The organism is Roseovarius conchicola, assembly GCF_041403425.1.
GTDB lineage: Bacteria > Pseudomonadota > Alphaproteobacteria > Rhodobacterales > Rhodobacteraceae > Roseovarius > Roseovarius conchicola.
In genome coordinates this window covers 265,080-283,199 of the sequence record NZ_JBGEHK010000005.1, presented here as the reverse complement: position 1 = coordinate 283,199, position 18,120 = coordinate 265,080, and the positions used below count along the sequence as shown (strand labels likewise).

The following is an 18,120-nucleotide window of genomic DNA, read 5'->3' as shown; positions in this document are numbered from 1 at the left end:
ACGCCGGGGGGCCCTGTCCGCAGCGGGGCCCGGTCATCGCGGTTTGCAGTGCCGAAACAGTTTCTTTCGCGACCCTTACAGGCTACACTTCACCCCGAGGCAAAACACAGGAGAAACCGATGCGCAGAAGCATCTTTGTCATGCTGGCAGTGGTCTTGCTGGCCACCGTCTGGAACGTCGCACCCGCACAGGCCCAGTCACTTGGGCGCTACGAGGTGCATGGGGTGGACGACGATGACATGCTGAAATTGCGGGGCGGGCCGGGAACGGGGTACAGCGTGATCGTTGGCCTGCCGAATGGCACCGTTCTGCGGGTTCACAGCTGTCAGCAGACCGGCGGCACAAGGTGGTGCCGCGTGTCCTTGCAACGGGCGCGGGGGCTGAAAGGCTATGTCTCGTGGGCTTATTTGCGGAAGATCTGAAGGCCCGGGTTGGGTGTTGAACGCCCTGCCCTGATCGCCGGCCCGTGCGGGCGGCCCCTCTCCTTCCCCACAAAAAAATCCCCCGCCTGAGGCGAGGGATCTTTGTCTTGTCAGGTCCTGCAGAAACTCACATGCGCGAGGCGACGTTTTCCCAGTTGACCAGATTGTCGAGGAAGTTTTCCAGATAAGCCGGGCGCTTGTTGCGGAAGTCGATGTAGTAGGAATGCTCCCACACGTCGCAGCCCAGCAGAGCGGTCTGACCAAAGCAAAGCGGGTTGACGCCGTTCTCGGTTTTGGTGACCGCCAGTGATCCGTCAGCGTTTTTGACCAGCCAGCACCAGCCCGAGCCGAACTGGCCCGCGCCAGCGGCGGAGAATTGCGATTTGAACTCATCGACGCTGCCAAAGCTTTCGGTGATGGCTTTTTCCAGCTCGCCGGGCATGAACGAGGCACCGGGACCCATCATTTCCCAGAACTGGTTGTGGTTCCACAGCTGCGAGATGTTGTTGAAAATCCCGTTTTGCGCCACGGCATTGGCGTCATAAGTGCCGGTGATGATCTCTTCCATCGACTTGTCGGCCCACTCGGTGCCCTCAATCAGCTTGTTGCCGTTGGTGACATAGGCGTTGTGGTGCAGATCGTGGTGGTACTCCAGCGTCTCGGCGCTCATGCCTTTGTCGGCGAGTGCGTCGTGGGCGTAGGGAAGATCGGGAAGTTCAAAAGCCATGGGTCGGGCCCCCTGTTCGTTGTGCAGAATTTATACGGCCTTACATGGTAGCGTGGGGTGGGTGAGGTCAAGGGTGTTATTGGCGTTTCCCGCCCGCCCTCTTGCCACATCGTGGATCAAAGTCATTCCGCACGGCCTTATCCGGGGCACAGCGCACCTACCTCTCGCTTAGCCATCGCAGGCAGTCAGTGCCATCAAGCGCTGACAAAACCACATCATCTTCAAAGGTGTATTCGTAAACAATACGATCTATGCCGCCCTTGAAGTACCCCTGAAAGTCTTCGCAAAGTTCTTGGCCATCGACAGTGTCGATTTCCAAAGCACTTTCCAGATAGCTATACCCGAAGTCTTCGAACTGCCCGGATACTGATATGACAAACACCATATCATTCTGAGTTATCTTGACCCGGCGCATCGTGACACCATCGCCCATATCTGCGGGCAGAGATTTGTTGAATTCCTTGATCTCCATCAGAACCAAGAAACGTGGTTGAGTTAGATTGGGGAAAAGCAGGGAAACTGCTGTGTATGTCGCGACGAGCGCCGCAAAGCCTGTCAAGATCAACCCAATCCATCCCCAACCGCCCAACGTTCGGTCGTCATTGCCTGATTTCCACAATGCCCGCATCATGAGGAGCAGGTACACCGCCAATACAATGGTGAAGGTGAGGTCGAAGAGTTCCAACCGAGCATATGCGGCCTCGGACTCAATCGTCAGGAACCCGTTGATTATGGCGCGGTTGACCAACTTGATGAAGATGCCGATACCAAAAATGCCAACCCAGTAGGTGATGCCAAGGCTGTACTTGCCGTTAAAAAAATCTTTGATCAAAGCACTCTACCCATAGCTGAATCCCACGCGCGCTTGGTATGCCATGGCAACATCGATTGCCACGGAAAACGGCAGCATGAGCGGCCTTTGGGCAGATTAAAATGGACGTGCCCGGCTTGAACTCAGGTCAGGTAGCCCACTTCACCCCCCGGTTCGGCCGCGTCTTTCAGCAGGTTGAACGCATAGTCTGCGACCGAGCGGAAGCAGATGATCTGCACGGACGTCTCGGCCGGCATCCAGAAGGCAGCCGGGATCTGGGCCATGCGGGTGCGGCGGAAATCACCGGGAGCGAAGGTGTCTGTGGCCATATCCACCGGCATCAGCTTGGCCACGATTTCGCGTGCCCCTGCCCCATCGAGGTGGAACATCGCGCGGGCGTCCGACACGTTGACGGCCAGAAAGTGCTGTCCAGCCAGCGCCTGCTCCAGCTCGGTCAGTTTGGCATCGACCTCGGCGTAGGGCACGAACAGCAGCAATTCGTCGGGTGACATCCATGCCGCGCCAGACTCACCTGCCATTTCGATTCTGCGCATCGCGGGCACGGCCACGCCAGTGACAGCCTTCACAGCCGCCTTCAGCTTGGTCGATTTCAGATTGCCGCGCAGCGTGATCATGCCGTGCAGGCCCATCGCCTCGACACGGACATATCCCTCAAATTTGGCGCGGTTCAGGGGGCTAACGGGTTCAGACATTCTGCTTCTCCCCATCCTTATCATAGAAAACCTGATCGACGATCCTGGCCTTGATCACTTCGCCATCGACCTTGGGGAAGTCGATCACTTCGCCCATCCGGTCCGGCCCATGCAGCACGAGGCCCATGGCGATGCCTTTGTTCAGCGTCGGCGAGTAGTAACTGGACGTCACGCGGCCCTGCACATTGCGCTGGCCATTGGCGTTATCACCGTCGGCCACACCGTAGGCCCCATCTGGCAGCACAGAGCCGTCAATGGTTTCCAGTCCCACCAGTTTCCAGCGGGTCGGGTCAGCCATATGGCTGCGCTCCTGCGCGCGCTTGCCCAGATAGTCGTCTTTCTTCTTGGAGATCGCCCACCCCATGTTCAGGTCCTGCGGGATCACCGTGCCGTCGGTTTCATCGCCAATCATGATGAAGCCCTTTTCGGCCCGCATCACGTGCAGCCCTTCGGTGCCGTAGGTGGTGACGTTGAACTCGGCGCCTTCGGCCAAGAGTTTATCCCAGAGCGCGCGGCCATAAGAGGCCGGAATCGCGATCTCATAGCTGAGTTCACCCGAGAAGGAGATGCGATAGGCGCGACAGGGTACGCCATCCAGCGTGATGTCCTTGAAGCACATGAAGGGCAGGCCCTCGGCGGAAATATCGTCCGAGGTCAGCTTCTCCAGCACCTTGCGGGCATTGGGGCCGACGACAGCGATCTGGGCGTATTGCTCGGTCACGTTGGCAGTGTAGACCTTCCAGTCCCACCATTCGCACTGCAGCCAGTCTTCCATGTGGCCATGGATGCTTTCGGCCCCGCCAGTGGTGGTGTGGCAGAGGAACGTGTCCTCATCGAGACGCACAACCACGCCATCGTCAATCAGGAAGCCGTTTTCGCCGCACATCAGGCCATAGCGGCATTTGCCCGGCTTCAGCGTGCTCATCATGTTGGTGTAGAGCATGTCGAGGAATTTGCCTGCATCCGGCCCTTTGACGATGATCTTGCCCAGGGTCGAGGCATCCAGCAGCGCAAGGCTGTCGCGGGTGCCGTTGATTTCGCGGATCACCGCATCTTCAACGCTTTCGCCCGATTTCTGGAAGCAATAGGGCCGACGCCACGCGCCGACGGGTTCAAAGAACGCACCGTTTTCCTCGTGCCACTCATGCAGCACGGTTTTGCGGATGGGTTGGAAAATCTCGCCCCGTGCCTCGCCCGCGATGGCCGCCATGGAGATCGGTGTGTAAGGCGGGCGGAAGGTGGTGGTGCCGGTCTGCGGAATGGGTTGATTCAAAGCATCAGAAAGGATCGCGAGGCCGTTGATATTGCTGAGCTTGCCCTGATCGGTCGCCATGCCCAGCGTTGTGTAACGCTTGGCGTGCTCAACGCTTTCATAGCCCTCGCGCGCGGCCAGTTGAACGTCGGACACTTTGACGTCGTTCTGGTAGTCCAGCCAGGATTTCATGCGCAGGGCCGGTCTGGCCCCTTGGGGCATCATCCAGATCGGCTCGATCGGGGCCTCATTGGCCGCCTCTGCCGTCGGTGCCTTGGCCGCTTTCACCTTGCGCCCCAGTGCCTTGGCCGCGGTTCTTCCGGCAGCGTCGGCGTCGGCCAACGTGGCAGCCAGATCCAGCGCGCCATTGGCCGCCCCGGCGGGCACGACGAAAGCTTCCCCTGCGTCACCCGTCGGAGATTTATCCACATCCGGGCGGAACATTGCCGATGACTCGTCCCAGATCAGCTTGCCACCACAATGGGACCAGAGGTGCACAACGGGCGACCAGCCGCCTGACATTGCCACCGCGTCGCATTTGATTTCTTCGAGCACCGCGCCTTCGCCAGCCTGCGCGCATATCGCCACGCCGGTCACACGGCGCGTGCCTTTGACCTTCGAGAGCGCCTTGCCGTTTTCCACGCGGATGCCGAGGCTGCGCGCCTCATCCGCCAGCGCGCCGCCGCCGCCCGCACGGGCATCGATGATGGCAGGCACGTCCAGACCGCTGTTTTTAAGGGTGATCGCGGTACGGTAGGCATCGTCATTATTGGTGACAACCACGGTGCGGTCGCCGACAGAGACGCCATAATTGACAACGTAATCACGCACCGCAGAGGCCAGCATGACGCCAGGAATGTCATTTCCGGCGAAACTGAGAGGCCGTTCAATCGCGCCCGTGGCTGTGATCACCTGCCCTGCGCGGATACGCCACAGGCGGTGACGCGGGCCCGGCGCGTCGGGTTGGTGATCGTTCACCCGCTCGTAGCCCAGCACATATCCGTGGTCGTAGACCCCCGCGCCCATCATACGGTTGCGCAGGGTCACATTTGGCATTTCCTGAAGTTCGCTTAAGATTTCTTGAACAAACTTATCCACAGGCTCGCCATTAATGGGGAGACCTTCAACCAGAGCGCGACCGCCCCAGTCGGGTGTCTGCTCGATCAGCATGACTTTCGCACCAGAGAGCGCCGCCGTCTTGGCCGCCTGCAGACCCGCGACGCCGCCGCCGATCACCAGAATATCGGTGAAGGCGTAGAAATGTTCGTACTTGTCCTGATCGCGGTCTTTCGGGGCCTGCCCCAGACCGGCGGATTGGCGGATGAACGGCTCGTAGACATGTTTCCAGAAGGACCGCGGATACATGAACATCTTGTAGTAGAAGCCCGCGGGCAGAAACCGGCTGAGATGCTTGTTGATGGCACCCACGTCGAATTCCAGATTGGGCCAGTGGTTCTGACTGCGGCAGGTCAGCCCGTCAAACAGTTCGGTCGTGGTGGCGCGCTGGTTGGGTTCAAACCGTGCACCCTCGCCCATGTTAAACAGCGCGTTGGGTTCTTCGCCGCCGCTGGCCACGATGCCGCGCGGACGGTGGTATTTGAACGAACGCCCCACCATCATCTGGTTGTTGGCCAAAAGGGCCGAGGCCAGCGTATCGCCTGCCCGCCCCTCAAGGTTTTTACCGTTGAAGGTGAATTTCACAGTTTTCGCGCGGTCGATCAGGCGACCGCCAGTGGCCAGACGTGTGCTCATGAGAACTCTCTCCAGCTCCAGCCCGGCACTTTGGCCGAGATCTTGTCTTTGATGTCCTGGGGCGGCTCATATGTTTGCGCCGCGTAGGTGCCGTACACTTCCAGCGTCATGGTGTTGCGCGCGGCTAGGAACCACTTGCCACAGCCATTGGCATGGCGCCAGCGCTCCAGATGAACACCCTTGGGGTTTTCCTTCATGAACAGGTAGTCATGAAACTGGTCCTCGCTTGAGCCGGGACCAAAGCGTTTCAGATGCGCCTCGCCACCGGCGGCGAATTCGGTCTCTTCGCCGGTGACACCGCAGCAGGGACAGGTGAGGATCAGCATGGGGCCATTCCTTTTGACGGGGTGAGGGACGCACACACGACAAAGGCGGACGCCAAAAGACGCCCGCCTGCCGTGGTTGCGTGAGTGTTGGTTTTATTCGACGATCGTGGTGCTTTCCGTCGGGAGGGGAGCGGATTCAGGCTCCACAACGACAGGGTCTGCGCCTGCGCCACCGGGATGTTCGATTCCGGTCGAGCCCCCGCCAATGGCGCCGATGAGGACGAGAACGCCCAGCGCAGCAACGGCAAACAGCGCCCAGAACAGACCTGTACCACCCCCGCCAGAGCTGAGGTGATTGGGCGGATAGTTACGTGAGTGCAGTGAATGATCTTGGTCGGCCATGATATGGTCTCCTTTCTCGATGTCAGAAAGGATGGGGTCGCGGCCCGCGCCCGTGAAGGACAAGCGGAAATCCCCGGTGAAAACGGGCCGAACCCCGCGTGTTGGGCGGAGTGGCATGGGCCGGTTTCCGCCTGAAACGCCATTTTCTCAAAAACGACGGGACGCATAAGTTTGCAACCCTTCTTGAGCGAAAGATATATCGTGCCTGTTTCAAATTGGAAAAGAAGTTTCAACATCAGCATGACAACCACCCCTTTCCGTGAACAAAGTTATGGAAGAGGTCGCCATACCCCCATTGTAGAGTGGCCACTGCTGCCACTAGAAGCTCATTCGGCAAAACTGCAAACATAAGCTTGTCTTCAAGCTCGCTCAGGTATCTTTTAACTTCTTCTATACTGTACAATGGCCGCTCATACTCTTTGCCATCTGGCGACATGTGGTTGAGCCAGCCTTTGTCTTCCGAATAAAGAACCGGTGACAGCTTTTCTTTAAACTGCTCAGCAAAAGCGCCCCTTCCATGTGCGGCTTTATTCAGTTCAGCCAGAATGAACTTAAGAAAACCAAACAAGAGGATTAGCAATGCAACCCAAAAACTGCCGAGCCGTTGAAAATAACAAGGCGAACCCCAAATCAACATCGCCAAATTGACCAAAACAAATGCGATGATGGCCAGCCCCATAACACCTGCTAGTGGCTTCTCAAACTTCTGCAACGGGTTTTCGACCATCAATGCGCGACCCCCGCCGCGACGCTTTCGTCGATAAAGCGGCCTTCCTTGAAGCGATCAAGGTTGAACGCCTCGGTCAGGGGCGAGTGGCCGGTTGCCATCAACTCGGCAAAGCCAAAGCCCGAGCCGGGTATCGCCTTGAACCCGCCGGTGCCCCAGCCGCAGTTGATGAAGATGTTTTCAACCGGTGTTTTGGACAGGATCGGCGAGCGGTCCCCGGTCACGTCCACGATCCCGCCCCATTGGCGCAGCATCTTGAGGCGTGAAATCATCGGGAAGGTTTCGATCAGGGCGCGCACGGTTTCCTCGATATGGTGGAAACTGCCGCGCTGGGTGAAGGCGTTGTGCCCGTCGGTGCCGCCGCCGATCACCATTTCGCCCTTGTCAGACTGGCTCATGTAACCATGCACGGTGTTGGCCATGACCACCACGTCCATGCAGGGTTTGATCGGCTCGGACACAAGCGCCTGCAACGGTACGGATTCGATGGGCAGACGGAAGCCCGCCATGCCCGCCACGTCGCCCGAATGCCCGGCCACGACGATGCCCAGCTTGTCGCAATCAATTTCGCCCTTGGTGGTGGTGACACCGACCACCTTGCCGCCTTCGTTGCGCACGCCCGTGACTTCGCATTTCTGGATCACGTCCATGCCCATATCGGAACATGCCCGGGCATAGCCCCAGGCCACCGCATCATGGCGCGCAGTGCCGGCGCGGGCCTGCCACAAGGCCCCCAGCACCGGGTAGCGCGGACCATCGAGGTTGATGATCGGCACCAGTTCCTTGACCCGCGCGGGGCTGATGAATTCGGTCTTCACCCCTTGCAGGGCATTGGCGTGGGCGGTGCGTTCATAGCCGCGCACCTCGTGCTGGGTCTGGGCGAGCATCATCACGCCACGGGGGCTAAACATGACGTTATAGTTCAGATCCTGGCTCATCGTCTCGTAAAGGCTGCGGGCCTTTTCGTAGATCGCGGCCGAGGGATCCTGCAGGTAGTTCGAGCGGATGATTGTGGTGTTCCGCCCGGTGTTGCCGCCGCCCAGCCAACCCTTTTCGATGATCGCCACATTGGTGATCCCGTGGTTCTTGCCCAGGTAATAGGCCGTGGCCAGACCATGCCCGCCGGCCCCGATGATGATGACATCATATTTCTTCTTCGGCTCGGGCGAGGCCCAGGCACGGTCCCAGCCGGTGTGATACCGGGCGGCTTCTCGGGCGATGGCAAAGGCAGAATAACGTCTCATGCGCGCTCTCGGACTAGGGGTGGAATCGCGGGTGGGTCCGCGTTGCTATGGGTATGCGGCAAAACCATCCGGCAAAGGTGACCCAGCGCGACAGATAACATAAAAAACACGACATGGGGGCCGATGCCGCCGGGTGCGTCAAAAGATGTGATGCTTTGTCCCTTTTTTCCGGGGCCGCGCGGGTTTACATGGGGGTCAACGAAGGAGAGATCATGACGTTCTGGATCATCATCGCTGTGATTGCGCTGGCCGTGTCGGCACTGTTCGTGCGCGCGGCCCTGCATGGGCGTGCCGGAGAGGTGCCCCCCGCCGCCTATGATTTGCAGGTGTACCGCGATCAGCTGAAAGAGGTGGACCGTGATCTGGCGCGCGGTGTGATCAGCGAAGACGAGGCCGAGCGTGTGCGCACCGAGGTGTCGCGCCGTATTCTGGCGGCGGATGCCCAGTTGAAAGAAAGCGGTGGAGACGGTGGTCAGCCCGGCAGTTCCGGGTTTCTGGTCGGCGGGCTTGCCCTTGTGGCCGTGGTCGGTGGCTCGATCCTGCTTTACCGCGATTTGGGAACGCCGGGATTCCAGGATGTGCCGATCAAGGCCCGCATCGCCGCCTCGGACGAGGCGCGCGCGAACCGGTTGACCCAGGCCGAGGTTGAGGCACGCATGCCCGCGCCCCATCCCGTGGAAGAGGCCTCCGAAGAGTTCCTGTCGCTGATGGAACAGCTGCGCGAGAAGGTCGCTGAAAACCCGACCGATATTCGCGGGCTGAGCCTGCTGTCGCGCAATGAAGCCGCCCTTGGTAATCTGAGTGCAGCGATTGACGCCCAGCAGCAGCTGCTTGAAGTGCGCGGTGACGAGGCGGATGCGGCCGATCACACTTATCTGGCCGAACTCAAGATCGGCGCGGCGGGCGGCTATGTCTCGTCCGAGGCGGAAACCGCCTTGCGCCGCGCCCTCAGCCTTGACCCGGACTATCCCTTTGCGCGCTATTACCTGGCGCAATACCTGATGCAGGTGGATCGCCCCGATGCCGCGTTTCGCACCATGAAAGGGTTGATCGAAGATGGCCCGGGCAATGCCCCCTGGGTGTTGGCCACGCGCGACCAGATCGGCGAAGTGGCCTGGCGCGCGGGTGAGAAATATGAACTGCCGCCCCTGGATCCCGCCACCTCCGGCCCCAGCGCCGAAGACGTCGCCAATGCGCAGGACATGAGCGAGGAAGACCGTCGTGCGATGATCGAAGGTATGGTGGCGGGTCTGGCCGAGCGTCTGGCAACGGAAGGCGGACCGCCCGAAGACTGGGCCCAGCTGATCCGCGCGCAAGGCGTGTTGGGTGAAACCGGCGCGGCCAACGCGATCTGGGAAGAGGCGCAACAGGTCTTTGCCGACAATACCGATGCGCTGGAAACCCTGCGCCGTGCGGCCCATGATGCCGGTGTGATCCAGTGATATTGGAGGATATGGAAGGGTTTGGCGCCGCCCTGCCCTCCATGCGGGCTGTGATCGGTCTGGACCTTGGGGACAAGACCATCGGCGTGGCCCTGTCCGATCCGCTGCTGTCGGTGGCCAGCCCGGTCGAGACGATCCGGCGCAAGAAATTCGGAACGGATGCGGCCCGTCTGCTTGAGATTATCGAGGCACGTCATGTCGGCGGGATCATCCTTGGCCTGCCGCGCAACATGGATGGATCGGAAGGGCCGCGCTGCCAGTCCACCCGTGCCTTTGCCCGCAATCTGGAAAAGCTGATCGATATACCCATCGGGTTCTGGGACGAACGCCTGTCGACCGTGGCCGCCGAACGCGCCCTGCTTGAGGCGGATGCGTCACGAAAACGTCGCGCAGAGGTTATCGACAACATTGCCGCCTGCTATATCCTGCAGGGGGCGCTGGACCGCCTGAAGCATATGAGGGCAGAGCCTTGAGTGAACTTCCCGTCTGGAAACGCGACGAAATCGAGAGCCCCTGCATCAAGATTTGCGTGGTCCATCCCGAGGCGCGCATCTGCACCGGGTGCTATCGCAGCATCGACGAGATTGGCCGCTGGTCCAAGATGGACCCCGAGGAGCGGCGCGAGATCATGGCCGCCCTGCCCGACCGTGCCGGAATGCTGAAAAAGCGCCGCGGCGGGCGCGCAGCACGGCTTAATCGCGGCTGAGCGTAGACGGCGGTACTGCGCACGTGTGATGGGCTGCTGCGGTTTTCCCGTTTGAACCCTTGGCGACAGGCCTTGCCAAGCCAGCGCGAACCTCGGGCATTTCTGACACGAACCGGAGGCTGAAGGCGGCACCCTTGATCGACGGGGCGCGGGAGCCACCGGACTTTCACCCCTGCGGCTCTTGCTGACGCAGAAACCCCGCACGAATTTGGCGCGGAGATTTCGGCGGCGCGGCAGATTTTCCGATTGCTGTCATGCTAACGGGCAGATTCCGGTAAAATCCCGGTCGTCCGTTCGCTGTGATCAGATTTGACCAATAGTTAGCCAGACAAGCCGACCATTGACCCTGCTGTAGACTCTTTAAAAACAGCCCCTTGATCACGAACTGAACGGCTGATCGTAAAAGAGATCTTGCCGGGGTTTGATCCGACACCGAGGGAATGGGAAAGACTTCCAATAACGATAATTCGTCACCAAAATCGAGCGTGGTGCTGTGATCCGTCAGTCTTACACATTACTGCTAAAGCCATGACTCTGACTTCAGGTAGATTTCGGGCCGCAACAATTCTGAGCTTCGGCGCAGTGCTGATCAACACGATGCCGGTGTGGATCGCCGAGATCGCACGAGGACACTCCCTGTCGGGCACCACTGCCGGGCTACTGGGCAGCATCGTGTTGCTGATGGCTGCGCTGTCATGCGCTGGCGCGACGACGGTGGCCCACGCTGCTGCATTGGTAACCGCCGCGGCTGTTATCGTGCCACTTTGTCTGGTGTTTCTGGCTGTCCCGGTTGCATCATACGCAATTGCTTTGCTGATTGCGTGCGTCTTTCTCGGAGGGTCTCTTGGCGTTCTCACTGCGCACGCGTTGCGCGATGCAAACCATGACGCAGAGCTTCAGAAAACCATAAGCGGCGCGCTCGTTATCGGCCTGTTAACCGCTCTATTGATTTACCTGGTGCTTCCTCTCTCAGGAGTGAACTTGCTTTGGCTGCTTGCGGTTCTGTCTCTTTCACTATTGGCGTTAGCTAGCCCGAAACGCCTATTGCACGAGACTTCGGAGGCTTCTGGCGTTGCCTTATGGTCGGGCTTTCCGTTTCTGCAATTCCCGTTCTTCGTAATGATGGGGGCCTACTGGACCTATATCGAACTTTTTGCTTCCTCGATCACGGGCGCGGGCGACTTGTCCTATTGGTTGTTGGGAAGTCTGCTGACAGGCGCGGCGGGCTCGTTTCTTGCGGGCAAAACCGGGACAAGATCGGAAAATATAGTCCGCGCCAGCGCCTTCCTTTGCGCGGCGATCTCAGCTGCAATCAGCTACATCGCCCCGTCGTTCATCCTGCTTGGGATCAGCGTTCTGGCCAATGGGTTTTTCCTGTTTCTGTATTTCCCGCTCTATCTGGCGGAACGGGGCAATGGCGACAGGCGGGCCGATGTCAGCAAACGCATGGCAGCCTATCTTTTGGGCTTTGCATCAGGAGGCGCCGTTGGTGCAGGGGTTGTGCATCTTGCGGGTTTCTCGGGCCTTGCCATCGCCATCGCTGCGACAGGTCTGATTGGTTTGGATCGGTCCGTTATCCGTTTTCGATCTTGATCTTCAGGCCGGCCACGCGCCAGGCCTCAAGCGCCGACTGCACGAGATCTTGGTTTGCCTGCCACATGGCCAGCTCTTGGTAGACCCGGGTTTCGAATTCCGGAAAGACCTCACGCAGAATATCCACCTCGGCATTGGCGGCCGCCCGGTCGTCCTGCAGCACGTGCAGCCAGACGAGATGGGCGTGGTACCAGTAAAACCCCGGCATCGGCTCTTTCTGGATTTCGAGCATGGCGGCATCGAGCATGTCCAGCCGGACATAGCGCCAGGTCTTGGCAAAATGATACCAGCCGGGATGCTCGGGGCTCAGCTCCATCGCGCGATCAAGCAAGGCAATGGCCTCGTCTTCGCGGGCCAGGAACGCGTAGCAGTGACCAATTTCTGACAGAACGTCCGAATTGCCGGGGTTCAAGTCCAATGCACGGTCAGCGGCCAGATTGAAACCATCCACATCCAGAGCAAATAGGCGGCACATGGCAAGCACGGCGTGCGCGAAGGCGCTGCGCGGATCGGCGGCCACGGCCTTTTCCGCGGCGTCGGTGGCGAGAGGCAACACGTTCAGCCCGGCACGTTCATTGACATGGTAGCGATGTTCTTCAAGCAGGATCACGGCATAGGCAGACCAGCCATCCGCCGCATTGAGATCGCGGGCCAGGGCGGCAGGAAACCTGTCGCGAAGTTCGGCGTGAAGCGCGGGATCGTAGGTCCGGTAAAAGCGCCTGAAATCTGCCACCAGCCGGTACATCTCCCAGTTTGTCGACCGGCCATCGCGGCGGGCCTTGTGCCCGGCCTGAACCGCCACGGGGCCGTGCGGCCCCGCCAGACGCCCCGCGCAGAGCGCAGCGATTTGGTCCTGAACGTCGAATAGCGCGTCGATCGAAGCCTCGCGGTTGAATTGTTCGGTCATCAGGATGGCATCGTCTTCGGTCGAGGCCACCTGTACCGTCACCCGCAAGCGCTCGGTCGAACGGCGTACGCTGCCCTCGACAACAAAGCCGACCCCGTAGGTGTCGCGAATCCCGGTATGATCCAGGCCCGCTGCGGCAATCGCTTCCGAGGTGTTGCGGGCAAGCACCTTTAGGTCGCGGAAGCGGGACAGGTTCGCAATGACTTCATCGGTCAAACCGTCACTGACGAACTGATCCTCCGGCTTGCCGCCCAGATTGCGAAAGGGCAGCACCAGAAGGCAGGGCTTTGCCGCCAGATTGTCTTGAAAGCACACCATCTGCTTGGATGAGCTCGCCAGTCGAAACCCGATGCCGTGCACGGTTTTGATGATGCGCTGATCCGATCCGGTATCGCCGACCGCGCGGCGCGCCTCCTTGATTGCGGTCGAGAGGGTTGCGTCGGTGATAATCCGGCCAGCCCAAACCTGATCAATCAGCTGATCTTTGCTGACGATTTCGCCGGCCGCCTCAAAAAGCGCCCTGAGAATGCCGGATGATTGCCGCGTCAGGCGATGCGTCCGATCCTCTCGCACAACCGTCATCTGGTCAAAATCCAATTCTGCGTCAGCAATCGTAACTTTCATGTCCAGCCGGATTATCAGTGCCGATGCCGAGTGAGTTAGCACAAACCTCACGACATCTCAGGGTTTTCTCAGGTTTGTCTCAAGCTTGGCCGATGCCTGCCCGTTAGTACTCGTCTCATCAATACCCTGCAATGCGCAGGAGCAACAGAAAGGATGAAACGATGAAATACCGAAACGCGTTGCCGCAGCTTGCAGGCAAACAGATGATCACCGATGGCGGGCTGGAGACGTGCCTTGTCTTTCACGAAGGCATCGACCTGCCGCTGTTCGCGGCCTTCAAGGCGCTTGAATCCGAGACAGGGCTGAAAGCCGTTGATGCCTACATGAAGCGATTTGCGAAACTGGCGGTCGAGCAAAACCGGGGCTTCATCATGGACGCGCCGACTTGGCGCGCCAGCGCACGTTGGGCTGCCGAACTGGGCATGAGCCAGGATGAACTGCGGGAAATCCACCGCGAGGCGGTTGCGACCCTGGTGAGGCTTCGCCGAACCTACGAGACCGACGCCTCCCCGTTTGTCATTAATGGCGTCATCGGCCCGCAGGATGACGGCTATTCGCCCGTGACAAAGCTGTCTGCCGGGCAAGCTGCCGAGTATCACAAGACCCAGATCCAGTGGTTTGCTGAATTTGGCGCCGACATGGTGTCGGCCCTCACGATGACCTACTCCGATGAGGCCATCGGCATTGTCCAAGCCGCCAAGGACGCGGAAATGCCGGTTGTAATCTCGTTCACCGTTGAAACCGACGGCTGCCTGCCCTCGGGTGAGACGATGGCGCAGGCCATTGGTGCGGTTGACGATACCACGGGCGCCTATCCAGCCTACTACATGATCAACTGCGCCCATCCGGAACACTTCGCCGATGTGCTTGAAGGGGCATGGACAAAGCGCATCATGGGGCTGCGCGCCAACGCGTCGCGCCTCAGCCACGCCGAACTGGACGCAGCCGAGACGCTCGATGATGGCGATCCGGCGGAATTGGCCACGCTCTACGCTGGTCTCTCTGCCCTGCTGCCCAACCTGACCGTCATGGGCGGGTGCTGCGGCACCGATCACCGCCACATTGCCGAGATCTGCCGCGCCACGCGCGCTGCCTGACCTCAGACGAAATCTGTATGGCGGCCGGGCCGCCATCCATCCCCGACAGCCGTTCGCGGATTTGCCGCGCACCGTCTGTAAACCCTGAAGTTCAATTTACATCTCGAAAAGGAAACAACATGCTTAAATCTTCCCTCTCCGCGCTGGCCCTGCTGGCCGCATCAGCGACCTGCGCAATCGCAGGCGACACGCCAATGTCCTTTGACGTTGCCGAAGATCTCACGCGGTTCGTATTTGCACCTGCACCGGTCTTTGACGACGGCATGCCCGCCTATGGCAATCCATTCATCACGCAGGGCTACATCTACGAAGACGGCACGCTTGACAGCGGTGTCGAAGGGACGCTGCCCGATGGCAGTCCCGCATTCCCGGACAAGGTGATCGGGACCTGGACCTGTGATGGCTACTTCGTCGGGGACGGCGCGCGCACGGAAACCGGCGCCATCGTCATCACACGCCAGGTCTTCCAGTTCGAAAATGGCGATATCCTGATCAACCAGGGTGCTGAGCTCATCGATACGAATGTTGAAGCCCCGCGCGTGATCACGGGTGGCACAGGAGCCTTCGAAGGGCTGACCGGCGAAATGTCCCAGACCCTGCTGGGCATGTCCGATGGTTACGGTGTCCGCCTGCTGATCGATGTCAAACCCGAAGAGCATGCCGCTCTTTCAGCCGAAGAACTCCGTCGGCGCGCGAATTGATCCCGCGCTGACACCAACGGCTTTCGCCGTCCGCTGCGGCGGAAGCCACTTTTTGAGGATACCGACATGAAAAGCCCCCTGACATTTGCCCTGCTCATCACGTCATGTATCGCGACGCACGCGGCCGACCTGCCCGACCCGCTTGAAGACACGGATTTCCTATGGGACAGCGCGCCCAAGGCCGCGCTGGTCGACCTCGGGCGGAACCTGTTCTTCGATCCGATCCTGTCGGGAAATCACAACATCGCCTGTGGCACTTGCCACGACCCTGCACGCGGTACCGGCGATGGTGTTGCATTGTCGATCGGCGAGGGTGGCACGGGGTTCGGGCCCGCGCGTGTCACCAAGGACGGCGTGACCGGGCGGGTGCCCCGCAACGCGCAACCGCTCTACAATATCGGCGCGCGCGCCTATACGTCGATGTTCCATGACGGGCGTCTTGAAATCGACCGCTGGGGCGGATTTCCGAACCGCCTCAGAAGCCCGGCCGGGGACCAGCTTCCCGAGGGTATTGAGAATGTCCTGACCGCACAGGCGATGTTCCCCGTTCTCTCGGCAGTCGAGATGGCGGGCCAGCCTGATGAAAACCCTGTTGCCGATGCCGTCGCGGGAAATGACCTGAAGCGCGCCTGGGGCATTCTGGCCGGACGGCTGGCGGCAACGCCGGGCTATGCGGAACGATTTATGGCCACCTTCGACGATGTCGACGTGGCAGAGGACATCAGGTTCGATCATGCCGCCGAGGCGCTCGCCGCGTTCCAGACCGTCGCTTTCCGGTCCGACAAGAGCCCGTTTGACGCGCGTCTCGCCGGATGGCCCCTGAGCGCGGAGGCCGAAGCCGGGCTGGAGCTTTTCTACGGCAAGGCGGGCTGCGCCGCGTGTCACGGCGGCCCGCTGCTGACGGACCATGCATTTCACGCTATTGCCGTACCGCAGATCGGCCCGGGCAAGGGCCAGGGATCGGACAACAGCTATGCGTCCCATACCGGTATCCCGCACCGGGTCGAGGATGAAGGCCGCTTCGCGGTGACTGGCGATGAGGCAGACCTGTTCCGCTTCCGCACGCCATCGTTGAGGAATGTCGCGCTGACCGGCCCCTGGGGCCATGACGGCGCCTTTGCATCGCTTGAAGATATGGTGCGTCACCATCTTGGCACGGCTGCATCGCTGGCAAGCTACACCCCGACCGAGCTTCTGCCGCTGGAAAACGTCATTCACCCGGTCAGAAGCAGGAACGGAACGAAATTCCAACTCCTGACACCGATGGAGCGGGTCGCTTTTGATCTCCGGGATAACTGGGTGCACTCTTCCAAGCGGCTTCGTGGCAGAATTGCCCGCGCGAACGCGCTTGCCCCTGTCGAGCTGTCGGATGAGGAGGTGGCGAATATTCTGGTCTTCCTGGATGCACTCACCGATCCAACAGCAGTTGATCGCTTGGACCTTGTGCCGCTGGCCGTCCCCTCCGGGCTGCCACCGCAACCGTTTCGCACGCAGTGGTGATGTTTGCCTGGCTTGATCGTGACGGCAGCGATTTCGTGGCTGTCAGTATCCATCTATTTCGAACGGAGTAAGTCTGGTGAAGTACATAAAGATCTGCGCCAGCGAAGACGGCGGTTCGTATTTCACGGAAGAATGCTGGCCCCTTACGGAGAGCGATTTCACCCCGCCCTCGCCTGCGGGGTACGGCATTACCGAGAAAATGGGCGCAACAGACGTTCTGATGATGCACCATCCTGCCGGCTACCGGGACGAATGGCATTGCGCGCCTGCACCTGTTCTGGGCACCGTCTTGCGCGGGTCGGTCCGGATTGAGACCAGCGACGGGGATACCCGGATACTATCGCCCGGCGATCAGTTCGTGGCGGCTGACCTGAGCGGCATCGGGCACAAGATGGAGGACGTAGATGGCGGGGCCTACGACCTTGCGCTGGTTGTTCTTGGCGGGCTGCCCGACATCCTATGCGGGGGAGGACCGGAATGAAGCTGTACTTCATACCCGGAGCTTGCTCGCTGGCACCGCATATCGCCCTGCGTGAAGCCGGTCTGTCGTTCAGCCTGTTGGAAGTCGATTACCAGACAAGGCAGACAGTGGGCGGCGGCGACTATTTTGGCGTCAATCCCAAGGGCTATGTTCCGGCACTGGAACTGGATGATGGTCAGCTTCTGACCGAGGTTCCGGTGATCCTGCAATATGTAGATTCATTGGCCCCTTTAGCGTGCCTGCTGCCCCCCGAGGGCATCCGTGTCTTGTTCGTCGACGCTGGGTCTACTCTCCACCCCGTGAGGTTTTTCGAAGCCTGTGGTATCGATGCTGGAGCAGCGCTCGTGCTGGCCCCTGAACTGAACGGCGCCATCAAGAATGCCTTGTATCATGCCCGAACTGACGACATTGCTGACCTGTATTGCCGTTCTGACCGGGTTCGTTTTCTTTCCGGGTCCGTCGATCCTGCTCACGCTCACGCGGTCATCTACCTCGGGCATGCGTCTCGGCATTGCGACAAGCCTTGGCATCGGGCTGGGTGATCTTTGCCATACTCTCATGGCCGTGGTGGGCATTTCCGCCATTCTCATGACCTCGGCAAACGCCTTCATGATCGTCAAGTTGCTTGGGGCAGGATACCTGATCTATATCGGCCTGCGATCATTGTTCGAGGGGCGCTTTCGTCATTTGCTGTGCCAAGGACCGCTACCGCGTGGCCTGATCCTGTATCTGGCATAAATCGCGACGGTCGGG

At 60.0% G+C, this 18,120-nt stretch carries 20 protein-coding genes; 11 read left to right on the top strand and 9 right to left on the bottom strand.

Annotated elements, in window-relative coordinates:
- Positions 1-140: 140 nt before the first annotated feature.
- Positions 141-422: an SH3 domain-containing protein gene (locus tag V6N02_RS15875; RefSeq protein ID WP_371227163.1), complete on the top strand. Its 282-nt coding sequence runs from the start codon at positions 141-143 to the stop codon at positions 420-422.
- A gap of 127 nt (positions 423-549) precedes the next feature.
- Here V6N02_RS15875 and V6N02_RS15870 read toward each other — a convergent pair whose 3' ends face one another.
- From V6N02_RS15870 to V6N02_RS15835, 8 genes are all read right to left on the bottom strand, one after another.
- Positions 550-1,149, bottom strand: coding sequence for a superoxide dismutase (locus tag V6N02_RS15870; protein WP_371226961.1), 600 nt, complete (start codon positions 1,147-1,149; stop codon positions 550-552).
- Positions 1,150-1,306: 157 nt separating this feature from the next.
- The gene (locus V6N02_RS15865; RefSeq protein WP_371226959.1) at positions 1,307-1,981 is read right to left on the bottom strand and encodes a hypothetical protein; all 675 of its coding nucleotides are present in this window, start codon (positions 1,979-1,981) and stop codon (positions 1,307-1,309) included.
- Between the two features lie 122 nt (positions 1,982-2,103).
- Entirely contained in the window at positions 2,104-2,673 is a 570-nt protein-coding gene (locus V6N02_RS15860; protein ID WP_371226958.1) for a sarcosine oxidase subunit gamma, read from the bottom strand.
- A complete protein-coding gene (locus V6N02_RS15855; protein ID WP_371226956.1) occupies positions 2,666-5,677 on the bottom strand; it encodes a sarcosine oxidase subunit alpha family protein in 3,012 nt (1,003 codons plus the stop codon). Before V6N02_RS15855 ends, V6N02_RS15860 begins: the two co-directional genes overlap by 8 nt.
- The gene (locus V6N02_RS15850) at positions 5,674-6,003 is read right to left on the bottom strand and encodes a sarcosine oxidase subunit delta (RefSeq protein WP_371226954.1); all 330 of its coding nucleotides are present in this window, start codon (positions 6,001-6,003) and stop codon (positions 5,674-5,676) included. Before V6N02_RS15850 ends, V6N02_RS15855 begins: the two co-directional genes overlap by 4 nt.
- A 93-nt stretch (positions 6,004-6,096) precedes the next feature.
- Entirely contained in the window at positions 6,097-6,345 is a 249-nt protein-coding gene (locus V6N02_RS15845; RefSeq protein ID WP_371226952.1) for a hypothetical protein, read from the bottom strand.
- Positions 6,346-6,580: 235 nt separating this feature from the next.
- Positions 6,581-7,075, bottom strand: coding sequence for a hypothetical protein (locus V6N02_RS15840; protein WP_371226950.1), 495 nt, complete (start codon positions 7,073-7,075; stop codon positions 6,581-6,583).
- Positions 7,072-8,316: a sarcosine oxidase subunit beta family protein gene (locus tag V6N02_RS15835; protein WP_371226948.1), complete on the bottom strand. Its 1,245-nt coding sequence runs from the start codon at positions 8,314-8,316 to the stop codon at positions 7,072-7,074. Before V6N02_RS15835 ends, V6N02_RS15840 begins: the two co-directional genes overlap by 4 nt.
- 212 nt (positions 8,317-8,528) lie before the next feature.
- Between V6N02_RS15835 and ccmI the strand changes: the two genes are divergently transcribed.
- The 4 genes from ccmI (at position 8,529) to V6N02_RS15815 (ending at position 12,057) form a co-directional block, all read left to right on the top strand.
- Positions 8,529-9,758 (top strand): c-type cytochrome biogenesis protein CcmI, encoded by a 1,230-nt coding sequence (ccmI, locus tag V6N02_RS15830; protein ID WP_371226946.1) that lies wholly within the window; start codon positions 8,529-8,531, stop codon positions 9,756-9,758.
- Between the two features lie 11 nt (positions 9,759-9,769).
- Positions 9,770-10,231, top strand: coding sequence for a Holliday junction resolvase RuvX (ruvX, locus tag V6N02_RS15825; RefSeq protein WP_371226944.1), 462 nt, complete (start codon positions 9,770-9,772; stop codon positions 10,229-10,231).
- A complete protein-coding gene (locus tag V6N02_RS15820; protein WP_371226942.1) occupies positions 10,228-10,464 on the top strand; it encodes a DUF1289 domain-containing protein in 237 nt (78 codons plus the stop codon). The genes ruvX and V6N02_RS15820 overlap by 4 nt, the downstream gene beginning before the upstream one ends.
- A 411-nt stretch (positions 10,465-10,875) precedes the next feature.
- Positions 10,876-12,057 (top strand): MFS transporter, encoded by a 1,182-nt coding sequence (locus tag V6N02_RS15815; RefSeq protein WP_371226940.1) that lies wholly within the window; start codon positions 10,876-10,878, stop codon positions 12,055-12,057.
- On the opposite strand, the gene V6N02_RS15810 is transcribed toward V6N02_RS15815, so the two are convergent.
- Positions 12,038-13,588, bottom strand: coding sequence for a winged helix-turn-helix domain-containing protein (locus tag V6N02_RS15810; RefSeq protein ID WP_371226938.1), 1,551 nt, complete (start codon positions 13,586-13,588; stop codon positions 12,038-12,040). The two genes, V6N02_RS15815 and V6N02_RS15810, sit on opposite strands and share 20 nt — an antisense overlap.
- Before the next feature lie 161 nt (positions 13,589-13,749).
- Between V6N02_RS15810 and V6N02_RS15805 the strand changes: the two genes are divergently transcribed.
- The 6 genes from V6N02_RS15805 (at position 13,750) to V6N02_RS15780 (ending at position 18,105) form a co-directional block, all read left to right on the top strand.
- Entirely contained in the window at positions 13,750-14,685 is a 936-nt protein-coding gene (locus tag V6N02_RS15805; RefSeq protein WP_371226936.1) for a homocysteine S-methyltransferase family protein, read from the top strand.
- Positions 14,686-14,804: 119 nt separating this feature from the next.
- Complete coding sequence (locus V6N02_RS15800) at positions 14,805-15,386, top strand: hypothetical protein (RefSeq protein WP_371226934.1); 582 nt, start codon at positions 14,805-14,807, stop codon at positions 15,384-15,386.
- Between the two features lie 66 nt (positions 15,387-15,452).
- The gene (locus V6N02_RS15795; RefSeq protein ID WP_371226932.1) at positions 15,453-16,886 is read left to right on the top strand and encodes a cytochrome-c peroxidase; all 1,434 of its coding nucleotides are present in this window, start codon (positions 15,453-15,455) and stop codon (positions 16,884-16,886) included.
- A gap of 76 nt (positions 16,887-16,962) precedes the next feature.
- Positions 16,963-17,367, top strand: a complete 405-nt coding sequence (locus V6N02_RS15790) for a cupin domain-containing protein (RefSeq protein ID WP_371226930.1) — start codon at positions 16,963-16,965, stop codon at positions 17,365-17,367.
- Positions 17,364-17,909 carry a glutathione S-transferase N-terminal domain-containing protein gene (locus V6N02_RS15785; protein ID WP_371226928.1) on the top strand — a complete coding sequence of 182 codons (546 nt, stop codon included), beginning with the start codon at positions 17,364-17,366 and terminating at the stop codon, positions 17,907-17,909. The genes V6N02_RS15790 and V6N02_RS15785 overlap by 4 nt, the downstream gene beginning before the upstream one ends.
- Positions 17,866-18,105 carry a LysE family translocator gene (locus V6N02_RS15780; protein WP_371226926.1) on the top strand — a complete coding sequence of 80 codons (240 nt, stop codon included), beginning with the start codon at positions 17,866-17,868 and terminating at the stop codon, positions 18,103-18,105. Before V6N02_RS15785 ends, V6N02_RS15780 begins: the two co-directional genes overlap by 44 nt.
- The last annotated feature ends 15 nt before the right edge of the window (positions 18,106-18,120 follow it).